The organism is Dinoroseobacter sp. S124A (assembly GCF_049801015.1).
Classification (GTDB): Bacteria; Pseudomonadota; Alphaproteobacteria; order Rhodobacterales; family Rhodobacteraceae; genus Dinoroseobacter.
Genome location: NZ_JBNAGD010000008.1, coordinates 187,372 through 208,274, shown reverse-complemented (window position 1 = coordinate 208,274; position 20,903 = coordinate 187,372). Strand labels below are relative to the sequence as shown.

The 20,903-nt window shown below is 64.2% G+C and carries 21 protein-coding genes; 13 read left to right on the top strand and 8 right to left on the bottom strand.

Annotated elements, in window-relative coordinates; all coding sequences use genetic code 11:
- Positions 1-143: 143 nt before the first annotated feature.
- Both ACP15I_RS18705 and ACP15I_RS18700 read left to right on the top strand, forming a co-directional pair.
- Positions 144-611, top strand: coding sequence for a hypothetical protein (locus ACP15I_RS18705; protein ID WP_424974124.1), 468 nt, complete (start codon positions 144-146; stop codon positions 609-611).
- Positions 612-944: 333 nt separating this feature from the next.
- Positions 945-1,895: a 1-phosphofructokinase family hexose kinase gene (locus tag ACP15I_RS18700; protein WP_424976237.1), complete on the top strand. Its 951-nt coding sequence runs from the start codon at positions 945-947 to the stop codon at positions 1,893-1,895.
- Positions 1,896-1,910: 15 nt separating this feature from the next.
- Here the strand turns inward: ACP15I_RS18700 and ACP15I_RS18695 are convergent, their stop codons facing one another.
- Positions 1,911-2,480, bottom strand: a complete 570-nt coding sequence (locus tag ACP15I_RS18695) for a YcbK family protein (RefSeq protein WP_424967494.1) — start codon at positions 2,478-2,480, stop codon at positions 1,911-1,913.
- A 294-nt stretch (positions 2,481-2,774) separates the two neighbouring features.
- Here ACP15I_RS18695 and ACP15I_RS18690 point away from each other — a divergent pair, with 294 nt between their 5' ends.
- Genes ACP15I_RS18690 through ACP15I_RS18675 form a run of 4 tightly spaced genes read left to right on the top strand, consistent with a single transcriptional unit; the run spans position 2,775 to position 7,070 of the window.
- Positions 2,775-4,382: a L,D-transpeptidase family protein gene (locus ACP15I_RS18690; protein ID WP_424976236.1), complete on the top strand. Its 1,608-nt coding sequence runs from the start codon at positions 2,775-2,777 to the stop codon at positions 4,380-4,382.
- 56 nt (positions 4,383-4,438) lie between these two features.
- Complete coding sequence (lpxD, locus tag ACP15I_RS18685) at positions 4,439-5,527, top strand: UDP-3-O-(3-hydroxymyristoyl)glucosamine N-acyltransferase (RefSeq protein WP_424976235.1); 1,089 nt, start codon at positions 4,439-4,441, stop codon at positions 5,525-5,527.
- Between the two features lie 58 nt (positions 5,528-5,585).
- The gene (locus ACP15I_RS18680) at positions 5,586-5,855 is read left to right on the top strand and encodes an acyl carrier protein (RefSeq protein ID WP_424976239.1); all 270 of its coding nucleotides are present in this window, start codon (positions 5,586-5,588) and stop codon (positions 5,853-5,855) included.
- Between the two features lie 3 nt (positions 5,856-5,858).
- Complete coding sequence (locus tag ACP15I_RS18675; protein ID WP_424967490.1) at positions 5,859-7,070, top strand: beta-ketoacyl-[acyl-carrier-protein] synthase family protein; 1,212 nt, start codon at positions 5,859-5,861, stop codon at positions 7,068-7,070.
- Between the two features lie 30 nt (positions 7,071-7,100).
- Here the strand turns inward: ACP15I_RS18675 and ACP15I_RS18670 are convergent, their stop codons facing one another.
- Positions 7,101-7,709, bottom strand: coding sequence for an invasion associated locus B family protein (locus ACP15I_RS18670; RefSeq protein ID WP_424976234.1), 609 nt, complete (start codon positions 7,707-7,709; stop codon positions 7,101-7,103).
- Between the two features lie 433 nt (positions 7,710-8,142).
- Here ACP15I_RS18670 and ACP15I_RS18665 point away from each other — a divergent pair, with 433 nt between their 5' ends.
- Complete coding sequence (locus tag ACP15I_RS18665) at positions 8,143-9,699, top strand: helicase HerA-like domain-containing protein (protein ID WP_424976233.1); 1,557 nt, start codon at positions 8,143-8,145, stop codon at positions 9,697-9,699.
- A gap of 6 nt (positions 9,700-9,705) precedes the next feature.
- On the opposite strand, the gene ACP15I_RS18660 is transcribed toward ACP15I_RS18665, so the two are convergent.
- Positions 9,706-11,019 carry an HlyC/CorC family transporter gene (locus ACP15I_RS18660; RefSeq protein WP_424967487.1) on the bottom strand — a complete coding sequence of 438 codons (1,314 nt, stop codon included), beginning with the start codon at positions 11,017-11,019 and terminating at the stop codon, positions 9,706-9,708.
- Between the two features lie 69 nt (positions 11,020-11,088).
- Here ACP15I_RS18660 and ACP15I_RS18655 point away from each other — a divergent pair, with 69 nt between their 5' ends.
- On the top strand, positions 11,089-11,895 hold the full coding sequence (locus tag ACP15I_RS18655) for a metallophosphoesterase family protein (protein WP_424976232.1): 807 nt from the start codon (positions 11,089-11,091) through the stop codon (positions 11,893-11,895).
- On the opposite strand, the gene ACP15I_RS18650 is transcribed toward ACP15I_RS18655, so the two are convergent.
- Positions 11,892-12,818: a site-specific tyrosine recombinase XerD gene (locus ACP15I_RS18650; protein WP_424976231.1), complete on the bottom strand. Its 927-nt coding sequence runs from the start codon at positions 12,816-12,818 to the stop codon at positions 11,892-11,894. The two genes, ACP15I_RS18655 and ACP15I_RS18650, sit on opposite strands and share 4 nt — an antisense overlap.
- On the bottom strand, positions 12,815-14,350 hold the full coding sequence (locus tag ACP15I_RS18645; protein WP_424976230.1) for a hypothetical protein: 1,536 nt from the start codon (positions 14,348-14,350) through the stop codon (positions 12,815-12,817). Before ACP15I_RS18645 ends, ACP15I_RS18650 begins: the two co-directional genes overlap by 4 nt.
- A 246-nt stretch (positions 14,351-14,596) precedes the next feature.
- On the opposite strand from ACP15I_RS18645, the gene ACP15I_RS18640 reads away from it, so the two are divergent.
- The 3 genes from ACP15I_RS18640 (at position 14,597) to ACP15I_RS18630 (ending at position 17,942) form a co-directional block, all read left to right on the top strand.
- Positions 14,597-15,154, top strand: a complete 558-nt coding sequence (locus tag ACP15I_RS18640; RefSeq protein ID WP_424976229.1) for a shikimate kinase — start codon at positions 14,597-14,599, stop codon at positions 15,152-15,154.
- 123 nt (positions 15,155-15,277) lie between these two features.
- Positions 15,278-16,396 (top strand): 3-dehydroquinate synthase, encoded by a 1,119-nt coding sequence (aroB, locus tag ACP15I_RS18635; protein WP_424976238.1) that lies wholly within the window; start codon positions 15,278-15,280, stop codon positions 16,394-16,396.
- Positions 16,397-16,646: 250 nt separating this feature from the next.
- Positions 16,647-17,942, top strand: coding sequence for a sialidase family protein (locus ACP15I_RS18630; protein ID WP_424976228.1), 1,296 nt, complete (start codon positions 16,647-16,649; stop codon positions 17,940-17,942).
- Positions 17,943-18,002: 60 nt separating this feature from the next.
- Here the strand turns inward: ACP15I_RS18630 and ssb are convergent, their stop codons facing one another.
- On the bottom strand, positions 18,003-18,530 hold the full coding sequence (ssb, locus tag ACP15I_RS18625) for a single-stranded DNA-binding protein (RefSeq protein WP_424976227.1): 528 nt from the start codon (positions 18,528-18,530) through the stop codon (positions 18,003-18,005).
- A 161-nt stretch (positions 18,531-18,691) separates the two neighbouring features.
- On the opposite strand from ssb, the gene ACP15I_RS18620 reads away from it, so the two are divergent.
- Entirely contained in the window at positions 18,692-19,312 is a 621-nt protein-coding gene (locus ACP15I_RS18620) for a lytic transglycosylase domain-containing protein (RefSeq protein ID WP_424976226.1), read from the top strand.
- A 17-nt stretch (positions 19,313-19,329) separates the two neighbouring features.
- On the opposite strand, the gene ACP15I_RS18615 is transcribed toward ACP15I_RS18620, so the two are convergent.
- A complete protein-coding gene (locus tag ACP15I_RS18615) occupies positions 19,330-20,124 on the bottom strand; it encodes an enoyl-CoA hydratase (protein WP_424976225.1) in 795 nt (264 codons plus the stop codon).
- A 56-nt stretch (positions 20,125-20,180) separates the two neighbouring features.
- Here ACP15I_RS18615 and ACP15I_RS18610 point away from each other — a divergent pair, with 56 nt between their 5' ends.
- On the top strand, positions 20,181-20,606 hold the full coding sequence (locus ACP15I_RS18610) for a PaaI family thioesterase (protein WP_424976224.1): 426 nt from the start codon (positions 20,181-20,183) through the stop codon (positions 20,604-20,606).
- A 56-nt stretch (positions 20,607-20,662) separates the two neighbouring features.
- Here ACP15I_RS18610 and ACP15I_RS18605 read toward each other — a convergent pair whose 3' ends face one another.
- Positions 20,663-20,881, bottom strand: a complete 219-nt coding sequence (locus ACP15I_RS18605) for a DUF1127 domain-containing protein (RefSeq protein ID WP_424976223.1) — start codon at positions 20,879-20,881, stop codon at positions 20,663-20,665.
- Between the last annotated feature and the right edge of the window lie 22 nt (positions 20,882-20,903).

The window sequence follows — 20,903 nt, the reverse complement described above, 5'->3', positions numbered from 1 at the left end:
GCCTCTCTCATCATCGCCATTTCATTCCCGGCCCAACCGCCCCAAATCCAACTCATCGGCAGCGACACACACCGCCGACACACACAACACCGCGGCTCGCAACGCACATTCAGGCCGCGTAACACACTGAAAGGACTACTGAAATGAAACTCGCTCTGACATCCGCCCTCGTGATCGCCCTGACCGCTCCGGCCTTCGCCTCCTCCCAGCTCGAGCGTCAGCTCGGCGTCGAGCCCGGCGCTTACAGCTTCTCCGAACTGGCCGCGATCAAAGGCTCCTTCGACACCGACAATGGCTACAACATCCCGCCCCGCGGCGACGTGGTCTCGACCCAGTCGGTCGGCATCTCCCCGGCCCATGCACAGCTGGCCGCGACCTTGGGCCTGGACACCAATGACTACAGCTTCGGCGAACTGGCCGCCATCAAGGGCAGCTTCGACACCGACACCGGCTATAACGTGGCCGAGCGCGGCGCAGTCGTCTCGACCCAATCCGTGGGCGTGACCGGCGCAAGCGCACAGCTCGCAGCCTCCCTCGGGCTGGACGCAAACGACTACAGCTTCGCCGAGCTGGCCGCGATCAAAGGCGCCAAGGGTTCGTCTAACGAGTAATCCTTAACATCCCCCAAACCCCGCCCGGCCTCCTCCCGCCGGGCGGGCGTTTCCCTCCCCCCAGACCCATCCCGGCGCCCGGGACCCTCCCAACCGGCCGCCCCACGCGACACCGCACCCCGTCCCCGACAGCCTCCCCCTGAAACGGACAAAATCCCAAGGTGCGTCGCGAAAGACCGGTCCCCCGAAGTCCAGGGGGCCGGTCGTTTTCCGTCCGCAGCACCGAACAAGCAATGCGCGTTTCGCGGCCTCCAGGGCACGCCCTTCGGTTGTATGGCCGTCCTGTGCGCGGATTTCTTGACAATAAAACTGCGCGCGTGTGGGACTGAGCCCATGAGCCGTATTTTCACCCTGACCTTGAACCCGGCGCTGGATCTGTCCACCGAAGCCCCCGAAGTTGTTCCCGATCTCAAGCTGCGCTGCGCGCAACCGCGCGCGGATGCAGGCGGTGGCGGGGTGAATGTCTCGCGCGCTATCGCCTTTCTCGGCGGTGAAACCGTTGCGGCGCTGGCGCTTGGTGGGAGTACCGGTGCGCAGGTGCGCGCGCGCCTCGTGGCCGAGGGCATCCCGCTCTGGGAGTTGGGCGTGAGCGCGCAGACCCGTGAAAACCTGTCGGTGATATGCCAGGCCACCCATCGCCAGTTCCGCTTCATCATGCCGGGGGCGGTCTGGTCAAAGCAGGATCTTGCTGCGGCGATCGATGCGTTTTGCGACGGCTTGCGCCCGGGTGATATCGTCGTTCCGTCCGGTAGCCTGCCGCCCGGCGTCGAGAGCAGCGCCTTGGTGGATCTGCAGGCGCGGCTGGGGCCCTTGAAGGTGCGGACGATCCTCGACACATCCGGGCCCGCCTTGCGGGCGATGTCGGGGGCGCGGCAGCATCCGCTCGATCTGCTGCGAATGGACCTCGAGGAGGCCGAGAGCCTGTCTGGTGCGCGCCTGTCCAAGCTGCGCGATGTGGCGCGGGTGACCGAACATCTGGCCGCCCGTGGATGTGCCCGGGCTGTGGTCGTCGCGAAGGGGGCGGAGGGCAGTGTCCTGAGCCTGGATAGTGGTGAGACCTGGCATGTCCGCCCACCGGTGGTTGAGGTCGTGAGCAAGACCGGGGCGGGGGACAGCTTCGTTGCGGGCTACACGCTGGCGAGTTCTCGCGGGGCCGACCCGCTCGAGGCCTGTATCCTCGGGGTGGGGGCGGCGTGTTCGACAGTGACCAGCGCAGACACGGATCTGTGCAACAAGCGCGACGCAGACCGTTACGCGGAACAATCCATCGTCACCGAGCTTTGAGCGTAAAAACGGGGGTCAGCGCCCCCAAACGCGCACCGGTCCGCAATCCATGTGGACAAAGGACGACCCGGAATATTTGCCGACACCACCCGCCTTGCAGGCTGCGGCGGCGGCCGCAATCTGGCGAACGCTGCGCGATCCGAGACGGAGATCGGCTGCCTGTCCCTGCATGTGCAGGGAGTTCTTGGCGACCCCGCGCGAGCGGCTGCGCAGCATGGCGTTCGTCTCGGGCGAGCGATAGCCAGACAGCAGCAGATAGGGCTCATCCACGTCGAGCATGTTGTGGGCGGCGGCCATGATATCGATGGTGCGCCGGTCGATGGTGCTGACCGCGTCGCGACGCCAATCGCGCATGAAGTAGTTGATTTCCTTCATGGCTTCTTTGACGTACTTGCCCTCGACCCAGTAGATGGTGTCGATTTTTTCGCCTGTTCGGCCCGAATGCATCTTGAGACGGCGGATGTCGCCGCCACCGCGCAGAAAGCCGAAAGTGTTCGAGTAAACTGGCGCTGCCGTGACCGCCGTGGCCGCAAATGCACCAAGCAAAGCACGCCGCGTAAAGCGGTCGCCTGTAGACTTGCTCATAGCTCGTATCGCCCCATAGCCCTGGGTCACTTGGCTGTGACCTCTGTCAAAGTACATCCCCAGATGTGTTAACCATGTGCCACAAACCGTCCGTTTCGCCAAGCTGGCGGGGCTGAATTGCGGCAAAATCACCTATCTTCGGCAGATTCTTGCCCAACTCACGCCGAACCCGCGTTGCAGATTGGTCGCGTCTGGGAAAAGAAACGCGTGTTTTGGTGAATATCTTCAAAATGTGAAGGTATTCATAAGATTTTGCATGGTTAGTCTGTTCAGGACTTCAAGGAGATTTTGCCAGTGTTCCAACGTGTTTTCGCCCCGACCTTTCCGCTGCATGCGCTGATCCTGGCCGCTCTTTTGCTGCTGTCCGGCTGGACCGGCGCGGCAGCGGCCCAATCCACCGCATTCAAGCTGGCTGTGGCCGAGGCGGCGGCGGATGATCCGGCCCTGGCCGCATTCTACAAGGCGCGGGATTACAAGGCGCTCTGGACTTCGAACCGGGATCGCAACCGGCGTTCGGCGCTCTTGAAGGCGCTCGACAAGGCCTGGGTGCATGGCCTCCCCGAGGCGCGCTATGACGCGACCGGCCTGCGGCAGGCGTTCGGTGCGGCCAAGGACCCGCGGGCGCGGGGGCTTCTCGATGTGCGCGCGAGCAAGGTGTTCCTGCAATACGCGCAGGATATCCAAAGCGGTGCGCTGACGCCGTCACGGGTGGACACGGCGATCGTAAGGGCGCTGCCCCGGCGGGATCGCGGCGCGCAAATCAGCGCCTTTGCGCAGAGCAATCCGTCCCGGTTCATCAAGGCGCTTCCCCCGAAGTCAGGGGCTTACACGCGGCTTCTCAAGGCAAAGCTCGAGATGGAAAAGACCATCGGGGCTGGCGGATGGGGACCTCAGGTCAAAGCCTCGAAGCTGGCGCCCGGCCAGTCCGGTGCGGCTGTTATCGCGCTGCGCGACCGCTTGATCCGGATGGGGTATCTCAAGCGTACGGTTTCGGCGAGCTATGACGCATCGCTGCAGGTGGCGGTTCAGAAATTTCAGCGCGATCATGGGCTTGCGACCGATGGTGTTGCGGCGAAGATCACGTTGGGCGAGCTGAATGTGGAGCCGCAGGAGCGTTTGCAGGCGATCCTTGTCGGGCTGGAGCGCGAGCGTTGGATGAATTTCGATCTGGGCAAGCGGCACATCATGGTGAACATCCCGGATTTCCACGCCCGCGTGCATGAAAATGGCAAAGAGGTGTTTTCGACCCGTGTGGTTGTTGGCAAGAACACCTCCGACCGTCGGACGCCTGAATTCTCGGATGAGATGGACCATATGGTCATCAACCCGACCTGGAATGTGCCGCGGTCCATCGCGACCAAGGAATATCTGCCGAAGTTTCAGCAGGACCCCAACGCCCATAGCTATCTGCGGTTGATCGATGCCTCTGGGCGCGTGGTGGATCGGGCGTCTGTCGACTTCACGCAGATGACGGCGCGAAACTTTCCCTTTGATATCAAGCAACCGCCGTCGAACCGCAACGCGCTTGGGCTCGTGAAGTTCATGTTCCCGAACAAGTACAATATCTACCTGCACGACACGCCGGCGAAGTCCCTGTTCGGTCGGGAAAGCCGGGCGTATTCCCATGGCTGCGTGCGGGTCGCCGATCCGTTCGATTTCGCCTATGAACTTCTGTCGAAACAGGAAAATGACCCGGAGGGCTTCTTCAAGACGCAGCTTGCCAAAGGCAAAGAGACTTGGGTCTATCTCGACAAGGTGGTTCCGGTGCATCTGGTCTATCAGACCGCCTTTGCCCCGGCGAAGGGCAATGTGCAGTTCCGGCGCGATGTCTATGGAAGGGATGCGAAGCTCTGGTCCGCCCTCGCCAAGGCCGGGGTGGTGCCGCGCGCCGTTCAGAGCTAGGTCTTACGCCACAGATGCGCGCGGGTTGCGCGCGCCCAGCGGACGGAGAGCGCGGCATGTATAGTCTTGGACAGATCGCAGAGGCGCTCGGCGCCGAGGTGGCGGGCAATGCCGAGCTGACCGTGACAGGCGCGTCGGAGCCCGGCAGCGCCGGGCCGACGGATCTCGCGCTTGCCATGGACCCGAAATATGCGGATGGGCTGAGCCAAGGGCAGGCGCGGGCCGCGATGCTCTGGGGCGATGCGCCCTGGAAGGATTACGGCCTCGACGGCGCGGTGCTCGTGAAGCGGGCGCGCTATGCCATGTCCGGGCTGACGACCCTGCTCGACCCCGGACCCGAGATCGCAACAGGCATTCATCCGATGGCCATCGTCGATCCCAGCGCCGAGATCGGGGCGAATGCCGCGATCGGTCCGTTCGTGGTGATCGGACGCGGTGCGCGGATCGGTGCAAATGCCCGGATCGCCCCGCATGTGATGATCGCCGAGGGGGCCGAGATCGGCGACGACGTTCTGATCCATGCGGGCGTCAAGATCGGGGCGCGGGTGCGGATCGGCCACCGCGTCTTCCTACAGCCGGGTGCCTGCATCGGCGCGGACGGTTTTTCGTTTGTCACACCGGAAACCTCCGCCGTGGAGGAGGTGCGCAAATCCGTCGGAGATCGCGGTGACGCAGCGGGCCAGAGCTGGACCCGCATCCACTCCCTCGGCGCGGTCGAGATCGGCGATGATGTGGAGATCGGTGCCAATGCCTGTCTCGACCGTGGCACGATCCGCGACACGAAAATCGGCCGGGGCACGAAGCTCGATAACCTCGTCCATATCGGCCATAACGTGCAGGTCGGCGAGGATTGCCTGCTCTGCGGCCAGGTGGGCATTGCCGGATCCAGCCGGATTGGCAACCGCGTTGTGCTGGCCGGTCAGGTCGGCGTGAATGACAATATCTTCGTAGGGGATGACGTGATCGCCGGCGGCGCGACCAAGATTTTCACCAATGCGCCCGCGGGCCGCGTTCTGCTCGGCTACCCGGCGATGAAGATGCAATCCCATGTGGAAAGCTACAAGGCGATCCGCCGCCTGCCGCGTCTGATCCAACAGGTCGCAGACTTGCAGAAAGCAGTTTCAAAGCGCGGCGAGAATGACTAAATCAGCCTCAGATTGACCAGAGGCTGCGGCCGTCTCAGGGCCGCTGAGAGTGAGTAATTTGTCACAGACCGTCCGCGACCAAGTCATCTCGATCATTGCAGAACAGGCGGTTCTGCAGCCATCCGATATCCAGTCCAACGCGACGATGGAGGATCTGGGCATCGACAGCCTCGGCCTTGTCGAGGCGATTTTTGCGATCGAGGAAGCCTTTGATATTTCAGTGCCTTTCAATGCCAACGATCCGACCGCGAGCGGCTTCGACATCTCGAATGTGGAAGCGATTATCGCGGCGGTGGAAGGTCTTGTCGCCGAGCAGAAGGTCGGTTGATCCATGCACCGCGTCGTGATCACCGGGCAGGGCACCATCAATGCCCTCGGGGTGAATGTCGCTGAAACGCTGGAGGCGTTCCGGGAGGGGCGCTGCGGGATTTCCGAGCTGGATATCCGCGACGTGGACCGTTTGTCGATCCGGATCGGCGGGCAGGTCAAGGAATACGATCCCGAGGCGGCCTTCAACCGCCAGCAGATCTCGCTTTACGACCGGTTCACCCAATTCACGCTGCTGGCCGCCGATGAGGCGATCCGTCAATCCGGGCTCAGTTTCTCGGGCGAGCTTGCGGCGCAGGCCGGTGTCGTGCTGGGCACGGCCGGGGGCGGCGTGAATACATGGGATGAGAATTACCGGACCGTCTATGAGGACGGCAAAAACCGGGTGCATCCCTTCGTCGTGCCCAAGCTGATGAACAACGCCGCCGCCAGCCATGTTTCCATGGCGCATAACCTCAAGGGGCCAAGCTTTACCGTCGCCACCGCCTGCGCGAGTTCAAACCATGCGATGGGGCAGGCGTTCCAGTTCATCCGTTCCGGGCTTAGCAAGGTGATGATCACCGGCGGGTCGGAATCCATGCTCTGTTTTGGCGGGGTGAAGGCCTGGGAGGGGCTGCGCGTGATGTCCCGCGATGCGTGCCGACCGTTCAGCGCCAACCGCAACGGCATGGTGCAGGGCGAGGGCGCGGCTGTCTTCGTTTTCGAAGACTACGCCCATGCCAAGGCACGGGGGGCCGAGATCCTCGCAGAGGTGATCGGCTTTGCCATGACTTCGGACGCCGCAGATATCGTCATGCCGTCGAAACAGGGGGCGGCGCGGGCGATTTCCGGTGCGATGAAGGACGCGCGGGTAAACCCGGATCAGGTCGGGTATATCAACGCCCATGGCACCGGAACGGCGGCCAATGACAAGACGGAATGCGCGGCAGTGGCCGATGCCTTTGGCCACCATGCGGATGATCTGATGATCTCGTCGACGAAGTCCATGCATGGCCACCTGATCGGGGGCACGGGCGCGGTGGAGCTTCTGGCCTGTGTGATGGCCCTGCGCGACGGTGTGATCGCCCCGACCATTGGCTATGAGGAGCCGGATCCCGAATGCGCGCTGGATGTGGTGCCGAACACCGCGCGTGAAACCGAGGTTGACGTGGTGCTCAGCAATGCTTTTGCGTTTGGCGGGCTGAACGCGGTGCTGGCCTTGCGCAAGGCGCCCTGACGCCGATGCGTCGGACGCCTTGATCAGGCGTTACTGCTGCGCGGCAGCCGCTGCAGCCGCCGCGGCCTCGGCTTCCGCCTCGAGCTTGTCGAAGGCGGCCGTGAAACCACGCAGCGAGGCTGTGACTTCCACGCGTGTGTCCGGCCGGGCCAGTGCCACGATCGACACGGTGGACACAGCGCCGGCCTTCATTGCGTCAATCTCGAGAGCCGAGAGGCCGAAGCGCGAGTAGCAGCCGGTCCGGTTGCACCAGATAAAGGGTTTCGGCGGCAAGGCCTCGCCATCGACGGCCAGGATCAGCCCTTCGGTCAAAACGGTTTCAAGAGGCGTGATGATCGTGATCAGCGCCGCGACACTGCTGTCGGACGGCGCGGGCAGCAGGGTGAACTCTGCCACGGGATTGTCCGATTGATCGCGCATCAGTTGATAGAGCTGACAGCTATCCGCCGCTTGCGGACCTTCGCCGCGGATGCAGCGGATGCTCCAATCCGTGAGCGTCTCGCGGATATAGGTCTGTCCCGGTTGCGGCTCAGTCGTGGCGGCGTCCGCGGTGCCCTCGGCGGTTTGCGCGGCCACAGGGCCAGCCAGCATCACGGCAAGCACAACAGCGGAAAGACGGGACAAGGTGGAACGGATCATGAAATGGGTCCTCTGAGATGGAACAGCGCCATTGCTGGGTTTGGCCAGGCGTTCGGCAAGCTGCATGCCCTGCCGCGCCGGGCCCGTCCATTGAAAAAGGGCCTGCAAGCAGACCCTTTTTTTATTCTTATCTCCCTGTCGGACTGGCCGACTTATGTGCGTGACGCTACGACCTTCCGTCGCAGGGGTCAACAGGTCGTGACTCACATTTTTGCCAGATTTGGGTGACGTAGGGTCCGCTTTTTCGGGCCGCGCGGGCGGCAGGCCCCAAAGCGCTTGCAGCGGCGAAAAAAAGGCCGCACCGAAATCCAGCGCGGCCAGTCCAACAGGGAGGAGTGCAACCGGGAAAAGAGGAACACACCCGGCGCATCCCCATACTGGCATGAAATGGTTAACCCTGTATTATCGCGGGAAAACAACGCGGGAGGCGAGCATGCATCAGGACGACAGGATCTTTGTCGGGGGCGGGGGCGCAGGGTATGGCACGCCGCAGCACCTGCTGCTGAAGGCGGCCAACCGCCATGGCCTGATCGCCGGGGCGACAGGGACGGGCAAGACCGTCACGCTGCAGATTCTCGCCGAGGGGTTCTCTGCCATGGGGGTGCCGGTACTGCTCTCGGATGTCAAAGGTGACCTCTCGGGGCTTGCGAAATCCGGCAGTGCCGAGGCCAAGCTCCACGGGCCGTTCACCGAGCGCGCCGAGACGATTGGCATCGCGGACACCTATGCCTATGAGGCGTTTCCGGCCGTGTTCTGGGACCTTTACGGGGATCAGGGCCACCCGATCCGCACCACGGTGACCGAGATGGGGCCGCTGCTGCTGAGCCGGTTGCTGGAACTGAGCGAGGCGCAGGAAGGGGTTTTGAACATCGCCTTCCGCGTGGCCGATGAGCAGGGGCTCGGGCTCTTTGACCTGAAGGATTTGCAAGCGCTTTTGGTCTGGGTCGGCGAGAACCGCGCGGGCCTGTCGCTACGCTATGGCAATGTTTCGGTTCAGTCCATCGGCGCGATCCAGCGGCGCCTGATGGTGCTGGAGAACCAGGGGGGCGCGCAGCTCTTCGGGGAGCCCGCGCTGGAGCTGTCGGACCTGTTGCGCACGGCCCCGGACGGGCGTGGGCAGATCAACATCCTCGCGGCGGACAAGCTGATGGCGGCGCCACGGCTCTATGCGACCTTCCTGCTTTGGCTTCTGTCGGAGCTGTTTGAAACCCTGCCCGAGGTGGGCAATCCGGACAAACCGAAACTCGTCTTCTTCTTTGACGAGGCCCATCTGCTCTTTGAGGATGCGCCCAAGGCCCTGGTCGACAAGGTGGAGCAAGTCGCGCGTCTGATCCGGTCCAAGGGGGTCGGCGTCTATTTCGTCACGCAAAACCCCGATGACGTGCCCGAGGACGTGCTGGGTCAGCTTGGCAACCGGGTGCAGCACGCCCTGCGTGCCTTCACCGCCCGGGATCGCCGGGCGCTGCGGGCGGCGGCAGAGACCTATCGCGACAATCCGGCGCTCGATATCGAGACCGCGATCCAGGAGGTGGGGACGGGCGAGGCCGTCACCTCGTTGCTTGACCGCAAGGGGATCCCGGGCATGGCTGAGCGCACGCTCATCCGCCCCCCCTGCAGCCAGCTCGGGCCGATCACTGCGGGCGAGCGGGCCGATATCATCGCGGCGTCCCCCGTGGCGGGCAAGTACGAGACGGTGCTGGACCGCAACTCCGCCTTCGAGATCCTGTCGAAACGGGCCGCCGTAGCTGCGGCAGAGGCTGAAGCAGCCGAGGCCAAGGAGGAAGAGGCCAGCGTGGCCGAGCGCGAGTACCGCACCGCCCGGCGCTATTCCGCGCCCAAGGTGGGGCGGTCTTCGTCGCGCAGCCGCAAGGCGAAACAGAGCGAAAGCCTCAGCCAGGCCATGGCGAATGTGGTGATCAAGGAACTCAAGGGCACCACCGGACGACGGCTCGTCCGGGGCATCATCGGCGGGCTTTTCAAGGGGCGCTGAGCCCAGTCAGAGCGGGCGGATTTTCAGCTTCGAGAGGCGGTTGTCCTTGCGGGCGGCCACCTCGAAACGGAATCCGTGGAAGCTGAAGCATTGGCCGATATTCGGGATCATCTGCGCCTCGTGGATGACGAGCCCGGCCACGGTATTCGCCTCCTCGTCGGGCAGGTTCCACTCGGTCGCGCGGTTGAGGTCGCGGATCGTCATGGCTCCATCCACGAGGAAATTGCCGTCCTCGGATTTCCGCACCGGGTGGTCTGCATCCGGGTCGAACTCGTCGGTGATCTCGCCGACGATCTCTTCGAGAATGTCCTCCAGCGTGATCAGGCCCTGCAACGCGCCATATTCGTCCACCACGAGGGCGAAATGGGACCGGCGGCGCAGGAATTCCTTCATCTGCTCGTCGAGGGTGGTGGTTTCGGGCACGAAATAGGGCTTCATCGCCACATCCATCACCTCGAACGCCTCAAGCCCTTTTTCCGACGCTTCCGGCCCGCGGATCAGCCGGTCCATGGCGCGCAACAGGTCCTTGGCATGGATCATCCCGATGATGTTCTCGCGGTCCTCGCGGTAGACCGGCAGGCGGGTATAGGGCGATTGCAGGCACTGGCTCAGGATCTGCTCGGGCGCACTGTCCGCGTCGATCATCTCGATCTTGGATCGGTGCAGCATGATTTCTTCGACCGCGCGTTCGTTCAGGTCGAGCGCGCCGAGCAGGCGGTCGCGATGCTCTTTCTCGACCGCGCCCTCGGAATGGCCCATACGCAGCGCGCCCTCGATCTCTTCACGGACCGAGAGCATGTTCGCCCCAGCCTCGATCCGCATACCCAGCAGGCGCAGCACCCCGCGCACGATCAGGCGGACGGCGGCAACCATGGGGGCCAGAACGGTGATGACGATCTTCACCGGGCCCGCGGCGCGGGTCGACGCGCTCTCGGGATTTGTGATGGCATAGGTCTTGGGCAGAACCTCGGCAAAGATCAGCACCAGCGCCGTCATGACCAGCGTGGCCAGCGCCACACCGCTATCACCGAAGGCCTTGGTGAAAACCGCCGTGGCGAGCGAGGTGGCGAGGATATTGGCAAGGTTGTTGCCCAAAAGGATCCCACCGATCAGCCGCTCGTTATCCTCCTTGAGGCCAAGGGCCCGGGCCGCGCCCTTGTCGCCCTTGTCGGCCATGGCATGGAGCTTGCCGCGCGAGGCGGCGGTCAGGGCGGTCTCGCTGCCCGAGAAGAACCCCGAGCAGCAGAGCAGCAGCAGGATCACGCCGCAGGAGATCCAGAACGACGTGTCATAGAGGGCGGGGTCTAGGGCAGGGTCCATTTTGCAACTGCATCCTTGTGGGCTTTATGCTCTTATGGGCGCGGGCAGAGGCCGGTTCAAGGGACAGACATGAACGTACGCGATCTGGGCACGTTGGAAGGCACGGTTGTGCTTTATGGGGGCCCCTATTCGAACCTGCAGGCCTCGCTGGCGCTGTTGTCGTATTGTGCGGACAATCATATTCCTGCGTCGCAGCGGATCTGCACCGGCGATATCGTCGCCTATGGGGGCGAACCCAAGGCCACATGGTCGCTGATGCGGACCACCGGTGGGGCGATCGTGGCGGGGAACTGCGAGCGCAATCTGGCCGAAGATGCCGAGGATTGCGGCTGCGGCTTTGAGGCGGACACCACCTGTGATCTGCTCTCGCGGGCATGGTACGCCTTCGCGCAGCGCGAATTGCCCGCCGAGGCCAAGGCCTGGATGGCGGGGCTGCCTGATATGATCACCTTCACCTATGACAGCAAACGATGCGCGGTGATCCATGGCGGGGTCTCGGATATCAGCCGCTTCATCTGGCCAAGCTCCGATGAGAGCGTCTTTGCCGAGGAAATCGCGTTGATCGAGGCGGAGATTGGCGCGGTCGACATCGTCTTTGCCGGTCATTGCGGGATCGCCTTCCAACGTCAGATCGGCAAAACGCTCTGGGTCAACGCGGGCGCGATCGGCCTGCCGCCACATGATGGGCGTCCCGAAACGCGGTTCGCGGTGATGGAGGGCGAGACGATCATGATCGAGCGGCTGTCCTATAATGCCCGCCCCGCAATCTCGGCCATGACCCGTGCGGGCCTGACCCAAGGCTATCATGAGACACTTTCCACCGGCATCTGGCCCAGTGAGGACGTCCTTCCCGACGCGCTGCGGCGCAGCGCCTAGCGCGTGCTCGCCAGCGGGTGGTGGGTCAGGACCAGATCCTTCAGCCGCTCGTCCAGAACATGCGTATAAATCTCGGTGGTCGAGACATCCGCATGGCCCAAGAGTGCCTGGATCGAGATGAGATCCGCACCGCGCGCCAGTAGGTGGGTGGCAAAGGCATGGCGCAGGGTATGGGGCGTGACCTTGGACGGATCCACGCCGCCCATCACGGCAATCTCCTTGATCAGCACGTAGAACCGATGCCGGGTGAGATGCCCGAGCTTGCCCCGCGAGGGGAAGAGGAATTTCGACGGTGCCGCGCCCTTGGCCACTTTCGCGGCATCCGTTGCATCGCGCAGCTCAAGCCAGGTCTGCAGGGCCTCGCGCGCCGAACTCGACAGGGGGACCATCCGTTCGACCCCGCCCTTGCCGCGGATCAGGATCAGATGCGGATCACCGCGCACCGCCGCAACCGGCAGGGCGCAAAGCTCGGTCACCCGCAGACCCGTGGCATAGAGCACTTCGAGCATGCAGGTGTTGCGCACCCGGTCTTCCTCGCGCTGCCCGGTCTCGCGCGCGGCGAGCAGCAGCCGGTCGATCTCGTCCTCGGACAGGGTCTTGGGCAGGCGTTTCGCACGGCCCGGGCCCTTGATCTGCTGGCTCGGATTGTCCGAACGCAGACCTTCCTCATAGGCGAAACGATAGAGCTGCCGGATCGCCGAAAGCCGCCGCGCGCGGGTCGCCTGGCTCAGCCCGGCATCACTGCAGGAGACGAGATAGCCTTCGATATCCGCCCGGCTGGCCGTGGCGAAGGATCCACCGCCCGCGGCCAGATGCGCCTCGAAATCCAGCAGGTCACGGGCATAGGCGAGGCGGGTATTCTCAGCCGCGTTGAGTTCTGCGGCCTGCGCGTCGAGGAAGGCATCGATCCAGCGCCGGGTCATGCCCGTGCCTCCCGCAGAACGAGGGAGAGCGCGATTTCACGGGCGGTCTGCTCGAAGCCGAGGGTGCGCAACACGCCAAGGGCGGTGCCCGCGTCGTCCGGGTCGGGCAGGGCGCTGTCTCCGAGCAGCCGCAGGGCCCTCAGGGTCGCCGCCCCGTATTCACCGCGCTGGAGCAGTCGGTCGAAGGATTGGGGCAGTGCGGGTGGGGTGGTCGAAAAGGCGGCGGTGACCGCGGCGGTCAGGGGCGTTGGGGCCGTGCTGTCGGTGCTCAGACCGCGCGCGATGGAGGCCAGGATGGGGTCTTCGATCCGCGCCGCGTAGCTTTCGGCATCGCGCGTCAGCAGCACCATGTGCTCGGCCATATCGCGCGCCTCCTGGGTGACCGGCAAACGGGCGAGGCGGCTGCCGTAGAACTCGGCAAAAACCTCTGTGAGGCCGACCGCCTCCATCTCGGCGATGGCGCGGGGCAGGGTTTGGGCCACGGCCTCGGCCTCACCTGATAGCAGCGCGAGGTCGAAGGCCTGGATCGCATCGACCCGGTCCCAGAGCCCGCCGGAGGCCGCCGGGTTCCGCTCGGTATAGAGCGCGAAGAGCTGCCCGCCCGTGATCCCGCCTGTGCGGGCGAGACGTTCGGCGGCTTCGAGCCGGGGTTTCCAGCCCTGGCTGGGCGCGAGCAGCGCGTGGTTGAAGGCGAGCGGCAGGGTGCGTGCCGGGGGAGCCTCACCCAGCGCGGCCAGCATCCGATAGCTGAGCGGCGTGATCGGCTCGGGCGGCGCGGCGAGGGGCAGGCCCTCGAAAAGCTCGGGGTCGAGGAACCGCGCCATGAGCAGGTCCTCGGCCTCGGAGACATAGCCGAGGGCGCGCGCGGTCTCGAGGCTGAGGGCCGCGGCAGGCCAGTCATTGTTCCGCGCAAGGCAAAAGATCCGTGCCGAGAAGGTCGGGGCCACATCCGGCACCGCACGCAAGGTGGCGCAGGCCCGGGCCTCATCCCCGCGCAGCAGGCTGATATCGAACCAGCGGCGGAACACTTCGAGATCATCACTGACCCCCGCACGCTCCACCAGCGCCTGCGCGTCGGGCAGCGCACCGAAGGCCAGCAGCGCATCGAGCCGGGCGAGAAACAGCGTATGGTCCGGTCCGGCATCGACGGGCGGGTCCAGCTCGGCCAGAAGGATCCGTTTCAAAAGGCGACGTGCCGGCAGCGGCAGGGAAATGCTCTGCGCCCGCAGATCGCGCGCCAGGTCTGCCGCTGGCGTGATCCCCCAAAACTCCTTGGGCAGGCCCGAAACGCTGACAGGCAATAGCCCCACGCCGTCAATCGCCTGATCCTCGAGCGGGGCAACCTCGATCGCCTCGACGCTGGCCGAGGGCGCGATGTCGTCATCGGTCGCCGGGGGCGGGGCAATGGGTTGGGCGATGATATCGGACAACCAGTCGATGGCCGAGATCGGATCCTGCGCCTGTCCCGGGGCCGCGCTTAGCCAGATCAGCGCGCAGCCCGCCAACAGGCCCTGTCGCGCCTTATTGCCCATCCAACGTCACCGGAATGCGCACGGGCGCGCTCTCGGAGGGCAGATCGCCCACATAGCCATAGCCCAGCAGTCCCAAAGCGCCGAGCGCAACGAGAACCAATACAACCAAAAAGAGTTTTCCCAACACTGCTCGTACCTTTGCCTGCCTGCGTCTTATGCTTTTTCTCTATGGTATTTCGTGACGCTTCCCGCCATTCAAGCTCTATGCTAACACATGCGTTCGAATTTTTGCAGGAGTGGCGATAAGTGGCCGAAGCCGCAACAGTGCAGCTGACCCGCCCGGTGGTTCTCGTCGGGATGATGGGCGCGGGCAAGACGGCGGTGGGCACGGCCGTGGCAACAAGGCTCGGGGTGCCCTTCATCGACAGCGACCACGAGATCGAGCGCGCTGCCAATGCCCGGATCGCCGAGATTTTCGAGCGCGATGGCGAGGCGTTCTTTCGCGACCGCGAGACTGAGGTGCTGGCCCGGCTTCTGACCGGCGCGCCCGCGATCCTGTCGACCGGGGGTGGGGCCTTTCTGGCCGAACGCAACCGCGCCATCATTGCCGAGCTGGGCGTGTCGGTCTGGCTGGATGCGGATCTGGACCTGCTGTGGAACCGGGTGCGACACAAAACGACCCGGCCGCTCTTGCTGACGGACGATCCGCGCGCCACCCTGGCGGAGATTTTTGCAGCGCGGGTGCCGGTCTATCAAAAAGCCGCTGTCCATGTGAAGGCCGCGCCCGATCTGACCATCGAGGCCATGGCCGAGCGCGTGATTGCAGCTCTCGCGGCCCGCCCCGGGATCTTTGTCAGGGGGTGACCCCGTTGGCGCCGGAGCCTGCCGGGGGTGGAGCCTGCGCGACCGGACTGCTAGAGCACCCGGGCCGACCTCCTGCCTGAAAGGTGATCCATGTCCGAGCCCGTATCCAAGCCCGCATCCGACCTGCTTGAAACCGTCCATGTGCCCTTGGACAGCCGGGCCTATAATGTCGAGATCGGCCCGGGATTGCTGGAACAGGCTGGCCGCCGGATCGCACCGTTTCTGGCGCGTCCGAAGGTTAGCATCGTCACCGACGAGACTGTCGGCGCGCTCCATCTGGCGACCCTGCAGGACAGCCTGCGCCGCGCGGGGATCGAGAGCACGGCCCTGAGCCTGCCCGCGGGCGAGGCCACCAAGGGCTGGCCCGAGTTCAGCCGGACGGTCGACTGGTTGCTGGAACAGAAGGTCGAGCGCCGGGATCTCGTCATCGCCTTTGGCGGCGGGGTGATCGGCGATCTGGTGGGGTTTGCCGCGGCCGTCCTGCGGCGCGGGGTCGGCTTCATCCAGATCCCCACGAGCCTTCTGGCGCAAGTCGACAGTTCTGTCGGGGGCAAGACCGGGATCAATTCGGTCCATGGCAAGAACCTGATCGGGGCCTTTCATCAGCCGCGCCTCGTTCTGGCGGACACGGCCATTCTGGGCACGCTGACCGAGCGCGATTTCCTTGCGGGCTATGGCGAGGTGATGAAATACGGGCTCCTGGGGGATGCCGCGTTTTTCGAGTGGCTGGAAACCATGGGGCCGAAACTGGCCGCGGGGGACATGGCCGCGCGGGTGTCTGCCGTGCGCCGCTCGGTCGAGATGAAGGCCGAGATCGTGGTGCGCGACGAGACCGAGCAGGGCGACCGCGCCCTTCTCAATCTGGGCCATACTTTCTGCCACGCTTTGGAAACGGCAACGGGCTATTCGGACCGGCTCCTCCATGGCGAAGGGGTTGCCATCGGCTGTGCCCTTGCCTTCGAGCTGTCTGCCCGACTGGGCCTCTGCGCGCAGGAAGATCCGAGCCGGGTCCGTGCGCATCTGGCGGAGATGGGCACGAAGCGCGATCTGCGTGACATTCCCGGCGATCTGCCATCTGCGGACGACCTGCTGACCTTGATGGGGCAGGACAAGAAAGTGCTCGATGGGCAGCTACGGTTCATCCTTGCCCGGGGCATCGGTGACGCATTTGTGACCTCGGACGTGCCGCGCGATACCGTGCGCGCCGTGTTGCAGGATGCTCTGGACCAGTGCGGCGCCTGAGAGATTTTTCCTCAGGAAATCGAGCTTTTTGCCCGATTTCCACGCTTTTCCAAGCCGCGAAAATGGGCAGATTTCAGCGAAACCGGCAAGATGGCGCGGTTTTCCTAACGAATCCCTAACAGTGGTTTGGTGATCAATCCAACCTATGGTTAATCTTTGTTAACGGCCCGGAGCGGTCGGGCAATTTCGGCCCGACGCCGTCGCGGGGGGCCGTGGCGCGCTTTGCAAATTGAATTTCGAGGTGGGTTCGATGCTGTTGTCGCAATGGGTTGGTTTCTGGGGTTGGAACGCGAACGCGATCACCGTTTCGCGCATGCAGGACAAGATCGTCGAGACGGCGGATGGGGCCATCCACGTTCTGCTCAATGAAGGGCAGTTCAAGGGACTGACCCTGCGCACAAGCTATGACAACGGCGCGACCTGGGTCGAGACCTATGAATTCGATCAGACGGGACGCTTCTCGACCGGCCATCTGGAGATTATGCCCGACGGCGACACGTTGACCGTGTCATTTCAGGACGACAAGGGCGAGATCCGGTTCCAAACCCTCGACTACGATCCGTCGGCGCAGAACTGGTCCGCGATCATGGAACCGTCCACGGCCATCGCGGGGGTGGCCTCGGGGCGGATCAGCCTGCCGAACCACACGATGGATGCGGAGGGCACGCTCTATGCGGTGGCGCTCGAGGCAAACCTCTTCGCGCCCAAGATCGCCCTGTCGACCTCCACCGATGGCGGGCTGACATGGTCCACCGAGGTCACGCGGTTCGACGAGTACGATGCGGCATCGGCCCGCCTCGTCACAACGCCAGAGGTCACCGGTGTTCTTCTGGCGACGGACACGAACATCTCGTGGATTGATGGGGCCACGGGCAACTTCGTTGAGGTCTCGGATTTGGGGTCCTACCAACTGCTCGCGAGCCATTACAGCGTGACCGTTGTGGGCAATGACATCTACCTCGCCAATGTCACCGAGGAAGAGACCCCGCAGGTCGAGTTCTTTGTCTTCGATGGCGACACGCAGACCTGGAGTGAGCGGATCTCACCTCAGAACACCTTTGACTCCGAAGCCTATGTCCAGCTGAGCTCCAACACGGAGGGGCATCTCTACATGACCATCGATGAGATCGGCACCGGACTTGTGCGCGTGCTCGAAAGCGTCGATGGCGGCCAGAACTGGGAGATCGAGACCGATATCGTGGTGGAATCCCGGGTCGAGGCGGGCTTCACCCGGATGGTCGCGCCGGAATACTTCACCGAGGATCTGGTGATTTTCCAGATGGTCCTGCCTTACGAGGAATCGAGCCGGCGTGGTGTCAGTGTCACGGTGGTGGATGTGGATGACGATGGCAGCGCGGATGACGTGGCCCGCTTCGCGCGCGAGGACCCGGGGTTGCGCCGCGCGTGGATCATGGATCGCCTGAACGAACGGAACGCTGACGAGGAGGACGCGCCCGCGTGGCGGGACCGGATCGACGCGGATCGCTGGGCCGATTGGGAGCCGGGATCGGGCCTTGCGGCCATGGTCGACAGTTTCGATTTGTGATCCGGTGCCCCGTCGGGGCACCGCCTTGGTCTGGTACGCCCCGGATCGGGGGTGAGGGTCTCAGAACGGGATTTCGTCGTCCAGATCGCTGTTGGACCGACCGCCGCCGCCGCCACCACCGCTGGGGGCCGGGTTGCCGCCACCATACCGGTCGTCGCCGCCATAGCCGCCACCGGATTGGTCGGACATGTAGCCGCCCCCTCCGCCGCCGCCGCCCATGCCGCCACCGCCGCCTTCGCGCCCGTCGAGCATGGTCAGCTCAGAGCGGTAGGGGCGCAGAACGACTTCGGTCGAGTAGCGGTCCTGACCGGACTGGTCCTGCCATTTGCGGGTTTCGAGTTGGCCTTCGATATAAACCTTGGAGCCCTTGCGCAGGTATTGTTCCGCGACGCGGGCGAGGGGTTCCGAGAAGATCGCGACCGAGTGCCACTCGGTCCGCTCGCGGCGCTCGCCGGTATTGCGGTCCTTCCAGTTTTCCGAGGTCGCGATCCGCAGGTTGCAGACCTTTCCGCCGTTCTGGAATGTGCGCACTTCGGGGTCGCGCCCGAGATTTCCGATCAAGATGACCTTGTTGACCGAGCCTGCCATGACCGCCTCCCTTCGAATCTGTGTTCGGATCTGCACTGCGTTGTGATGACGTTACACCATTGCGCGTGGGTAATGAAAAGTCGGAAGCAGCACCGGGTCACGGATGGTTGGCGTTTTTTAACATTCCGCCTATAAACCGGAACGAGATGAGGGAGAAACCCATGCGGAACCTTGGCAAGAACTGCCGGAACTGGACGCGCGCCTGCGCGGCACTGGTCGTCGTGGCGGTCGGTGGCACGACGGTCGGCGCCGGTTTCGCGGATACGTCCCGCTCCAGCTCGGCCCGGGCCTCGCTGTTTTCGTCCCAGACCAATGTGCTCGACCGCCGTGGCGCGACGCAATACGAGCATTCCACCCGGTTCCTGCCACAGCGCACCGGGCGGGCGTCCGAGATCCCGTCCTTCGGCGGATCCTATGCGGGCCCGTACCTGTCCATGGCCAAGGCCGCAGCGCGACGCCATGGGATCCCTGAGGATCTCTTCTTGCGTCTGATCCAGCAGGAGAGTGCTTTCAACGCCAAGGCGATCTCGCATAAAGGGGCCATCGGGTTGGCGCAGCTCATGCCGGGTACCGCGCGGGATCTCGGGGTGAACCCCCATGATCCGCGCCAGAACCTGGATGGCGGCGCGCGATATCTGCGCACGCAATACCAGCGGTTCCGCGACTGGAAACTCGCACTGGCGGCCTATAATGCGGGGCCCGAGGCGGTCGCCCGGCATAACGGGATCCCGCCCTATAAAGAAACCCGGAACTATGTGCGCCGCATCATGGGCACGCTCTAGGCGCGCTCAGGCTTCGGTCACTCCTCGGTCCAGTTCGGCGGGCGCTTGTCGAGAAACGCCGCGATTCCCTCTTCCGTGTTCCGGAACGCCATGTTCTGGACCATGACATCCCCGGTATAGGCATAGGCCTCGGCGAGCGGCATCTGGGCCTGCTCGTAAAAGGCGCGCTTGCCGATCGCGACGACCTCGCCGCGCTTCTCGGCGACGCGCGCGGCCAGTGCGGCGGTCTCGGTCCCAAGGTCTTCGGCGGGCACCACCTTGTTGATCAGCCCGACCTCTTGCGCGCGGGCCGCGTCGATCATCTCGCCGGTTGTCAGCATCTCGAAGGCCTGTTTGCGCGGAATATTGCGGGACAGGGCCACCATGGGGGTCGAGCAGAAGAGGCCGATATTGACCCCGTTCACCCCGAACCGCGTGCCCTCGGCCGCCACAGCCATATCCGCCGTCGCCACAAGCTGGCATCCGGCGGCGGTGGCAATCCCGTGGACCTCGGCAATGACCGGCTGCGGCAGGGCCTGTAGACCCATCATCATCCGCGCACAGCGATCAAAAAGATCTTTGAACGCCGCAGCCCCGCCATCGGGCGCTTGGCGGCAGGCTGTCATTTCCCGTAAATCATGCCCGGCACAAAAGGCCCGGCCCGCCCCGCGCAACACCACAACCCGGGTCGTGCGGTCTTCGGAGAGTGCCTCGATCTGGGACTGCAGCGCGGCAAGCATCGCATCCGACAGCACGTTGAGGGTTTGCGGCGCATTCAGCGTCAGTGTTGCGATGCCGTCCTGATCGGCCCGTGTCAGTAATTCGTCGGCCATCTTGCCCTCCCCGGTATTTGCCGCAACCTTAGGGGGCCAAAGGGCAGGGGGGCAAGATGACGGTTGAGATGGATGCGCAGGCGCTCGAAGGATTTCTGGCCGAGGCCTTTCCCCAGGTGGCCGGGGATTTCCGCATCGAAGAGGTCGAGGCCGAGCGCCTCGTCGTGCGTTTGATCACCCAAGGGAAGCATCTGCGCCCGGGCGGTACGGTTTCGGGGCCGAGCATGTTCGCGTTGGCCGATGTGGGGATCTATCTGGCGGTGCTGGCACGGCTCGGCCCGGTGGCGCTCGCGGTGACAACGAATTGTTCTATCGATTTCATGCGCAAACCCGAGGCGGGCAAGGACCTGATCGCCGAGGCGCGGTTGCTCAAGCTGGGTCGCGTTCTGGCCGTCGGGGATGTGTTGATACGATCCGAAGGCTCGGACAAGGTGGTGGCTCGGGCCTCGCTCACCTATTCGATCCCGCCCGCCGGCAGCTAGGTACAAAAAGGCCGGCCCAACAGGGGCCGGCAGTCAGGGGAGATATCTCCGCTGGGCTAGAAGAACCGGCGCAATTCGCGCTCGGCATCGCGCCGAGTGATCCCAATATCCCGGAGATGATGGTCGCTGAGCCCTTGCAGGCCGCGGCGTGTTCGACGGTGAGTGTCCCATTTCGTCAATGCCACCGCGACACGCAGCGCAAACTGCGCCAGGGCGGGCAGGGCGGGTGCGGTCGTCAACTGCGCGATCAAGGCAGCATTGGCAGAGCGTGTCATGGGTCTGTCTCCTAAATTGTAT